Raw genomic sequence first — 368 nt, 5'->3', positions numbered from 1 at the left:
GCCGACGTGGGCGTTGGCGGCACCGAACGCCCGGACCAGCGTGTTCGATCCGCACCCGTTCAGTACGGACGCCCGTCAGCGGCCGATCGACATCACCCTGTTCGAGAACAACGTGCTGTGCGGCGGGCAGCCCGGCTCCGGCAAGTCGTACGCGGCCCGGGCGCTGACCACCATCGGCATGCTGGACCCGACGTGCGAGTTGAAGATCGCGGAGTTCAAGGGCACCGGCGACTTCCTTGACGTGGAGAAGCTGTGCTCGACGTACATCGTCGGTGTGGACGATGACGCCTTCGACCAGGGCCGGGCCCTGTTCGCGTGGGTGCTGGCCGAGTGTGAGCGTCGCGGGAAGCGGATCTTCGAGGCGAAGA

1 pseudogene is annotated in these 368 nt (G+C 67.1%); it reads left to right on the top strand.

The features are described from left to right. Positions 1-368 (top strand): annotated as a pseudogene (locus tag OO70_RS50825) (hypothetical protein); the annotation flags it as partial.

The organism is Streptomyces xylophagus, from assembly GCF_000716435.1.
GTDB lineage: Bacteria > Actinomycetota > Actinomycetes > Streptomycetales > Streptomycetaceae > Streptomyces > Streptomyces xylophagus.
This window is presented reverse-complemented; position numbering and strand designations above follow the sequence as displayed.